This is a genomic window from Desulfovibrio piger (genome assembly GCF_012843875.1).
GTDB lineage: Bacteria > Desulfobacterota > Desulfovibrionia > Desulfovibrionales > Desulfovibrionaceae > Desulfovibrio.
The window spans coordinates 1-9115 of sequence record NZ_JABAFY010000072.1 but is presented as its reverse complement, the minus strand read 5'-3'; the positions used below and the strand labels follow the sequence as shown (position 1 = coordinate 9115).

The following is a 9115-nucleotide window of genomic DNA, read 5'->3' as shown; positions in this document are numbered from 1 at the left end:
GCGGGATCGGCGAAGCCCAGACGGTTGACCACGGCATTGGTGCCCGCGTCGGAAGCCATCTTGGTCATCTGCGGCACAGCGCCGGCGAAGGCGATGCGGGCAGCGCTTTCGATGCTTTCAGCGGCGGCGTTCTTGTCGGCGCCGAGGAAGCGGTTGTCCGTGGCGCGGCTCAGGAAGCGCACGCCCATGTCGGCGGAATTGACGTCGGCGTAATCCCAGCGAGGTTTGCCAGCGGCACCGTCATGGCCGGTATACAGGTCGTTCACCGCGTTGGCCATGCCGTCGCTCAGGTTGGGGAACACGGTATGGGCGTCATTGCGGGAGGCCTTAGTGGTGACCTTGCCGGGGGTAGTAGTACCCGTACTGTCAAACTTGGCATCGCCCAGCGAGATCATGTCCGTGGTGGACGTCACGCCGTTGTTCTTCCAGCCCGCGAGGTCTGTTCCCGGATTATTCACATTGCCCACGATGGTGTAGTCCTGACCAGCCACGGCATCGGTGACCAGCAGCTTGGCACCTTCGGCCACGGTGAGGGTGCCGCCGGTAGTATGAGCGAACGTGATGGCAGCGCCACCGGCCGCGATAGCCTCATCGGCACCGTTGACCACCAGCAGGCTGTTGTCAGCGAAGGTGGCGGAGTTGGCGTTAGCGGAAGCCGTCAGATATTCTTCCAGACTTCCCACATCGTAAGGGAGGGCGCCGTCAGAGTCGCCTACTTTGCTGCCATCCACGAGCAGGGCCTTATCGGTACCGATCGTGATCCCCTTGTAGAGGCCCATGGCTGCGGTAATACCGGTTTGGGACAGGCCCACGCCCTTGGTGTAGTTGCCTACCACACCACGCAGCCAGCCGGTATTGTCGGTACCCAGAGCCAGGTAGGAGTTCTGGCCCACGCCCACGCTGCCGTTGACGGTGACGTCATCCTCACTCGCGGTCCCGCTCAGACTTGCCACAGCCACATTGCTGGAGGCCTGATCCCAGGCCGGGTCGACCAGCAGCATGCCTTCGTTGAGGTTGATGTGCTTGGCGGACAGGGTGGTGCCGCCGACCGTATCGTCACCGGTACCCACGGTCAGGGTCTTGATGCCACCGTCCAGCTTCAGGTCAGCAACCGTGGCCTGCGTGCCGTTGGTCAGCTTCAGGCTAGCGACCGTGCTGGCATCCGCAGCGCCCGTACCCGTCAGATCCAGGGTACCGCCGTCGACAGCCACGTCACCGGAAGCCGTCAGCGTCTTGGCAGCCACGTTGGTAGCGGAGATGTTAGCAGCTTTGATGGTGCCACCGGCCACGACGGTCAGCTTGCCGCCAGCAGCCTGCGTGAGGTCCTTGCCCGTGGCGGTGATGTTCTCACCAGCCTGCAGCGTCAGGACGTCGTCGGCAGCACCGGTGTAGTTTGCCCCCAGGGTCAGGGTCTTGTCGGCGACCACGGAACCCTGGCCGGAGAGCGCGTTATTGATGGTGATGTTACCACCGATGGTGTCATCCTTCTTGCTGGCAGCCAGCAGGCCGTTGTTCTTCAGCGTGACGGTGTTGGCCGTGATGTCACCATCAGTGGCCTTGATATTGGCGGCGTCAGCGGTGACTGCACCCGTGCCGGTCACAGCGCCGACCGTGTAGTCACCGTTGCTGGCGTTGAGGGACCCATTGCTGTCAAGAGCGATCTCAGCCGAGCCCAGAGTACCGGCACCACGTTCAGGTATGGCGGCACTGCCGAGGTTGAGTTTACTATTGCTTTTTACCTTGATCGTCGTGAGAGCATTCCCGTTGGTCGCGATCAGCTTGTCTTTGGCGTTACCGCCCACCACGGTCAGGCTGCCATTGTCGATGGTGAGGGACGTTGCCGATCCCGTGATATTGACCTTGTTGACTGCGACGTCAGCACCGTTGATGCTAACTTCATCATTGGTGCCTGCATCGACCTTTAGATCGTTCTCCAGGAAGGAGTTGTTGTGGACCGTGGTGCCAGGCAGGCCTTCTGTGAACTCAGTCGTGCTACCAATCGTATTGCTGGACACGACCAGGTCAGTGGCTTTGTTATCTGCGCCGACCAGCGTACCACCGACAAAGCCGAAGGAGGAGCCTGTTTGCAGAACATTCTTCTGCACCAGAGCGCCCTTCGCAGCGGTAAAGTCCGTAGCCGTGTAGTTGCTGTTGTTGATGAGGTACAGGGAGCCGCTGGTCACAGACAGGCTGGTGTCTTTCTTGGGCGTGTTATAGCCCTCCAGCACGTCGTCCTTCTGCAGGGTCAGAGCACCGCCGTTCACCGTCAGGCTGCCAAGACCCGTCCCCTGCGTTTTCCACTCGGTGATACCGTTGACGACCAGAGCGCCGCCTTCTTCGACCGTGGTGGTACTGCCGGCAGCCAGGGACAGACCGCTGTCCAGCGTAGTGGTACCATCAGTGACAGTGATGATTCTGGCGTTGAAAATGTCGTTGGCCCCGCCCCCAGCGAAGGTATTGGAACCTGTGAAAGTGATGGTACCGGCATTGAAGATAGCACCACCATGGGCATGTTCGCCTGTGGCGCTGTTTCCGGTGAAGGTGGAGTTATTCAAGGTAAGGTTACCGGCATTGTAGATGGCGCCACCAAGCTTGCCGGCCTTGTTGCCTTCGAAGGTGGAACCCGTGATGGTCATCTGGTCGGCGTTGGTGATGGCACCACCCTGCTGAGCGTCACCGACCAGAGCCGTGTTGCCCTTGAAGGTGCTGTCGGCGATTTCGACCTTGCCGTCGGAGCCGTTCCACACAGCGCCGCCGTTACCGGCCTTGTTGCCTTCAAAGGTGGAACCCTTGATGGTGATGCTCTTTTTGGGTGCACTACCGGAGTTATTTCTGACAGCGCCACCCATGCTCTTGCCGGCGTCGTTGCCCTTGAAGGTGCTTTTTTTGATGGTGACGGTACCATCGTTGTTGTTGATGGCACCGGCAATGGCACTGGAGTTGCTGGCGAAGGTCACGCCATCGACCATCAGCGTAGCACCGGCGTTGTTGTAGATGGCGCCGGCGGCGCTTTTCGCCGTGTTGCCTTCAAAGCTGCCGCGGTTGATGGTCAGCGTGCCGGTATTGAAGATGGCACCGCCGAAATCGGCTTTGTTGCCATCAAAGGTGGCATCAGTAATGGTCATGATGCCGCCACTAGGCTTTGTGGAGTTTTGGTCCAGAGTGCCGTCATTGTAGATGGCACCGCCCTTGCCTGTGGCTTCATTGACGGAGAAGGTACCGGTCACCGTCACACCGGCGCCCTTACCCAATCCATTGTCGGTATAGAAGCTGTTATAGATGGCGCCGCCCTGTTGGGCTTTGTTGCCAATGAAGGTCGCGGCGATGTCGAGCTTGGCTGCGCTGTTGTTTGCATCTTTAGCCTGGCGAGTGGCGATGGCACCGCCATTCGTGCCGGAGGTGTTGTTCTTGAACGTAGTGTTGGCAATAGTGGTTGTGGACTCGGCACCGAGGGCGATGGCACCACCGCCGATAAGTGTGCCTTCGTGCGTCCCCGATTGTTGAGCTTTATTGTCTTCAAAGTAAGAATCTTTTACCGCCAGTCCTTTAAAATTACCAATGGCCCCCCCATCACCGTCAGCGGCATTATTGATGAAGCTAGTACTGGTGATAGTCATGCTTTTCGAGCTGGTTCCAGATGCAATAGCACCGCCAGATTTAGTAGCATGATTTTCTGTAAAGACTGAGTCTTTTACATCTAGATCAGAGGACTGAGTGATGAAGATAGCGCCACCATATCCTTTCGCTTTATTATTTTTGAAATCATTTTTATTGATGGCTAACTTTTCTGCCTCTGCAAAAATAGCGCCACCATTCCCATCAGCAGTATTTTCTTTAAACTTTACTGTTGTAAAAGTCGTGCTACCGAGTGTTGTAAAGGCAGTATTTTTGTGGATACCTACGGCACCACCATTGCCATTAGATGAATTATTGTCGAACTCAGAGCCAGAGATTGATTTTGTCAGGGTATCCTGACCTGTTCCCATTCCCCAAAGAGTGACAGCCCCCCCACCAGTATTGTTAGCAAAAAAACTATTTGTTATTTTAATGGAGCTAACATCTCCCCCATTTTCTTTTCTGAGATTCGTTAAGACGCCAAACGTCGCGTTCTGATTAGTTAAGTTGGCGGTTATCGTGTCGTCATCGTTCTTAACGACCGTATCCGTGGGAGTGTCATCTGCAAAATACAGATTTCCGTTATAATAGAGAATTTTACTGTCTTGGGCAGGTGTTATTGTTTCTACATCCGCCGCCCCCGCGGCTGCGGCGCCGCCCATGACCAGCATGCCGGCCACGGCCAGGCTGCCGAAAGTGTTCATCAGGTGGCACTTTTTGAGCACCGCCTTGTACCGGTTGATGAGGTTCCCGATGGCTCCCTTGGTCAGTTGCATACAACTATCCTCCATCCTTGGTTTTATTATTCGCATGTCCGCATGGGACGGTGCCGATAAAGTAGACTTTTTCGCCACGTTTTCAGTGATAATAGTTCCACTCAGGTTATAAAGCAAGCTATAATAGCTTCATTTTTGTTTCGTAGAGCAATACCTTAAAATAAAAGACGATATTCTTACTATCGGTTTTTTATTCCATTCCACGGAATTTACCCTGCGGCATGCGCGTTCCTGTTCTAACCCTGTCCTGACGGTATGGCGAAAAAGTCTACTTTATCGCCACCGTCCCATGCGGACATGCGAATAATAAAACCAAGGATGGAGGATAGTTGTATGCAACTGACCAAGGGAGCCATCGGGAACCTCATCAACCGGTACAAGGCGGTGCTCAAAAAGTGCCACCTGATGAACACTTTCGGCAGCCTGGCCGTGGCCGGCATGCTGGTCATGGGCGGCGCCGCAGCCGCGGGGGCGGCGGATGTAGAAACAATAACACCTGCCCAAGACAGTAAAATTCTCTATTATAACGGAAATCTGTATTTTGCAGATGACACTCCCACGGATACGGTCGTTAAGAACGATGACGACACGATAACCGCCAACTTAACTAATCAGAACGCGACGTTTGGCGTCTTAACGAATCTCAGAAAAGAAAATGGGGGAGATGTTAGCTCCATTAAAATAACAAATAGTTTTTTTGCTAACAATACTGGTGGGGGGGCTGTCACTCTTTGGGGAATGGGAACAGGTCAGGATACCCTGACAAAATCAATCTCTGGCTCTGAGTTCGACAATAATTCATCTAATGGCAATGGTGGTGCCGTAGGTATCCACAAAAATACTGCCTTTACAACACTCGGTAGCACGACTTTTACAACAGTAAAGTTTAAAGAAAATACTGCTGATGGGAATGGTGGCGCTATTTTTGCAGAGGCAGAAAAGTTAGCCATCAATAAAAATGATTTCAAAAATAATAAAGCGAAAGGATATGGTGGCGCTATCTTCATCACTCAGTCCTCTGATCTAGATGTAAAAGACTCAGTCTTTACAGAAAATCATGCTACTAAATCTGGCGGTGCTATTGCATCTGGAACCAGCTCGAAAAGCATGACTATCACCAGTACTAGCTTCATCAATAATGCCGCTGACGGTGATGGGGGGGCCATTGGTAATTTTAAAGGACTGGCGGTAAAAGATTCTTACTTTGAAGACAATAAAGCTCAACAATCGGGGACGCACGAAGGCACACTTATCGGCGGTGGTGCCATCGCCCTCGGTGCCGAGTCCACAACCACTATTGCCAACACTACGTTCAAGAACAACACCTCCGGCACGAATGGCGGTGCCATCGCCACTCGCCAGGCTAAAGATGCAAACAACAGCGCAGCCAAGCTCGACATCGCCGCGACCTTCATTGGCAACAAAGCCCAACAGGGCGGCGCCATCTATAACAGCTTCTATACCGACAATGGATTGGGTAAGGGCGCCGGTGTGACGGTGACCGGTACCTTCTCCGTCAATGAAGCCACAGGCAAGGGCGGTGCCATCTACAATGACGGCACTCTGGACCAAAACTCCACAAAGCCTAGTGGCGGCATCATGACCATTACTGATGCCACCTTTGATGGCAACAAAGCCGATTTCGGCGGTGCCATCTTCAATACCGGCACGCTGACCATCAACCGCGGCAGCTTTGAAGGCAACACGGCGAAAAGCGCCGCCGGCGCCATCTACAACAACGCCGGTGCTACGCTGATGGTCGATGGCGTGACCTTCGCCAGCAACTCCAGTGCCATTGCCGGTGCCATCAACAACAACGATGGTACCGTCACCATCAAAAAAAGCACCTTCAAGGGCAACGACGCCGGCAAGAGCATGGGTGGCGCTGTCAGAAATAACTCCGGTAGTGCACCCAAAAAGAGCATCACCATCAAGGGTTCCACCTTTGAAGGCAACAAGGCCGGTAACGGCGGCGCTGTGTGGAACGGCTCCGACGGCAAGGTCGAAATCGCCGACAGCACCTTCAAGGGCAACACGGCTCTGGTCGGTGACGCTCAGCAGGGTGGTGCCATCACCAACGCCGACCAGATGACCATCACGGGTTCCACCTTCGAAGGCAACAAGGCCGGCAAGCTTGGTGGCGCCATCTACAATGCCGGTAACCTTACCTTGAATAACTCCACCTTCACCGGAAACAGCGCCACAGGCGAACATGCCCATGGTGGTGCTATCTTCAATGCCGGTACCATCACTTTCACAGGTTCCAATACCTTCGCTGGGGGCGGGGCCAACGACATTTTCAACGCCAGAATCATCACTGTCACTGATGGTACCACTACGCTGGACAGCGGTCTGTCCCTGGCTGCCGGCAGTACCACCACGGTCGAAGAAGGCGGCGCTCTGGTCGTCAACGGTATCACCGAGTGGAAAACGCAGGGGACGGGTCTTGGCAGCCTGACGGTGAACGGCGGTGCTCTGACCCTGCAGAAGGACGACGTGCTGGAGGGCTATAACACGCCCAAGAAAGACACCAGCCTGTCTGTGACCAGCGGCTCCCTGTACCTCATCAACAACAGCAACTACACGGCTACGGACTTTACCGCTGCGAAGGGCGCTCTGGTGCAGAAGAATGTTCTGCAAACAGGCTCCTCCTTCGGCTTTGTCGGTGGTACGCTGGTCGGCGCAGATAACAAAGCCACTGACCTGGTCGTGTCCAGCAATACGATTGGTAGCACGACTGAGTTCACAGAAGGCCTGCCTGGCACCACGGTCCACAACAACTCCTTCCTGGAGAACGATCTAAAGGTCGATGCAGGCACCAATGATGAAGTTAGCATCAACGGTGCTGACGTCGCAGTCAACAAGGTCAATATCACGGGATCGGCAACGTCCCTCACCATCGACAATGGCAGCCTGACCGTGGTGGGCGGTAACGCCAAAGACAAGCTGATCGCGACCAACGGGAATGCTCTCACGACGATCAAGGTAAAAAGCAATAGTAAACTCAACCTCGGCAGTGCCGCCATACCTGAACGTGGTGCCGGTACTCTGGGCTCGGCTGAGATCGCTCTTGACAGCAATGGGTCCCTCAACGCCAGCAACGGTGACTACACGGTCGGCGCTGTGACCGGCACGGGTGCAGTCACCGCTGACGCCGCCAATATCAAGGCCACTGATGGTGACATCACGGCCAACACCGTCACGCTGAAGAACAACGGCCTGCTGGCTGCCAGCAAGAAGGATGACACCATCGGTGGTAACATCACCATCAATAACGCGCTCTCCGGCCAGGGTTCCGTGGTCGCCGACAAGACCCTGACCCTGGGGGCAAACTACACCGGTGCTGCCGACGACGTCCTGACGCTGCAGGCTGGTGAGAACATCACCGCCACGGGCAAGGACCTCACGCAGGCTGCTGGCGGCAAGCTGACCGTCGTGGCCGGTGGCACCATCAAAGCTGCTAACATCTCCGCTACCAACGTGGCTGCCAAGACGCTGACGGCTTCCGGTGACGTGGCTGTCGACGGCGGTACCCTGGATCTGACGGGTACGGGCGCTGCGGATGCCAGCACGGTCGCTAGCCTGAAGCTGACCAACGGCACGCAGGCCACGGTTGCTGACCTGAAGCTGGACGGTGGCATCAAGACCCTGACCGTGGGTACCGGTGACGATACGGTCGGCGGCACCACCCTGTCCGCCAAGCACATCAACCTCAACGAAGGCATGCTGCTGGTCGACCCGGCCTGGGATCAGGCCTCCAGCAATGTGGCTGTGGCAAGTCTGAGCGGGACCGCGAGTGAGGATGACGTCACCGTCAACGGCAGCGTGGGCGTGGGCCAGAACTCCTACCTGGCTCTGGGTACCGACAATACCGGCTGGCTGCGTGGTGTGGTAGGCAACTACACCAAGGGCGTGGGCCTGTCCCAAACCGGTATTACCGCAGCCATGGGCCTCTACAAGGGGATCACGATCGGTACCGATAAGGCCCTGCTCGTGGATGGCAGCAAAGTAGGCGACTCTGACGGCGCCCTCCCTTACGATGTGGGAAGTCTGGAAGAATATCTGACGGCTTCCGCTAACGCCAACTCCGCCACCTTCGCTGACAACAGCCTGCTGGTGGTCAACGGTGCCGATGAGGCTATCGCGGCCGGTGGCGCTGCCATCACGTTCGCTCATACTACCGGCGGCACCCTCACCGTGGCCGAAGGTGCCAAGCTGCTGGTCACCGATGCCGTGGCTGGTCAGGACTACACCATCGTGGGCAATGTGAATAATCCGGGAACAGACCTCGCGGGCTGGAAGAACAACGGCGTGACGTCCACCACGGACATGATCTCGCTGGGCGATGCCAAGTTTGACAGTACGGGTACTACTACCCCCGGCAAGGTCACCACTAAGGCCTCCCGCAATGACGCCCATACCGTGTTCCCCAACCTGAGCGACGGCATGGCCAACGCGGTGAACGACCTGTATACCGGCCATGACGGTGCCGCTGGCAAACCTCGCTGGGATTACGCCGACGTCAATTCCGCCGACATGGGCGTGCGCTTCCTGAGCCGCGCCACGGACAACCGCTTCCTCGGCGCCGACAAGAACGCCGCCGCTGAAAGCATCGAAAGCGCTGCCCGCATCGCCTTCGCCGGCGCTGTGCCGCAGATGACCAAGATGGCTTCCGACGCGGGCACCAATGCCGTGGTCAACCGTCTGGGCTTCGCCGATCCCGC

2 protein-coding genes and 2 pseudogenes are annotated in these 9115 nt (G+C 56.4%); 2 read left to right on the top strand and 2 right to left on the bottom strand.

Features of this window, described 5'->3' with window-relative positions; genetic code table 11:
* On the bottom strand, nucleotides 1-3617 hold a 3617-nt coding region (locus HF854_RS11640; protein WP_240937748.1), incomplete at its 3' end, for a beta strand repeat-containing protein.
* Between the two features lie 15 nt (nucleotides 3618-3632).
* Nucleotides 3633-3986 (bottom strand): annotated as a pseudogene (locus tag HF854_RS12950) (hypothetical protein); the annotation flags it as partial.
* A gap of 660 nt (nucleotides 3987-4646) precedes the next feature.
* Here HF854_RS12950 and HF854_RS12945 point away from each other — a divergent pair.
* Nucleotides 4647-5483, top strand: a pseudogene (locus tag HF854_RS12945) (hypothetical protein); the annotation flags it as partial.
* 15 nt (nucleotides 5484-5498) lie between these two features.
* Nucleotides 5499-9115, top strand: a 3617-nt coding sequence (locus tag HF854_RS11635) for a beta strand repeat-containing protein (protein ID WP_240937748.1), incomplete at its 3' end; no start/stop codon positions are given.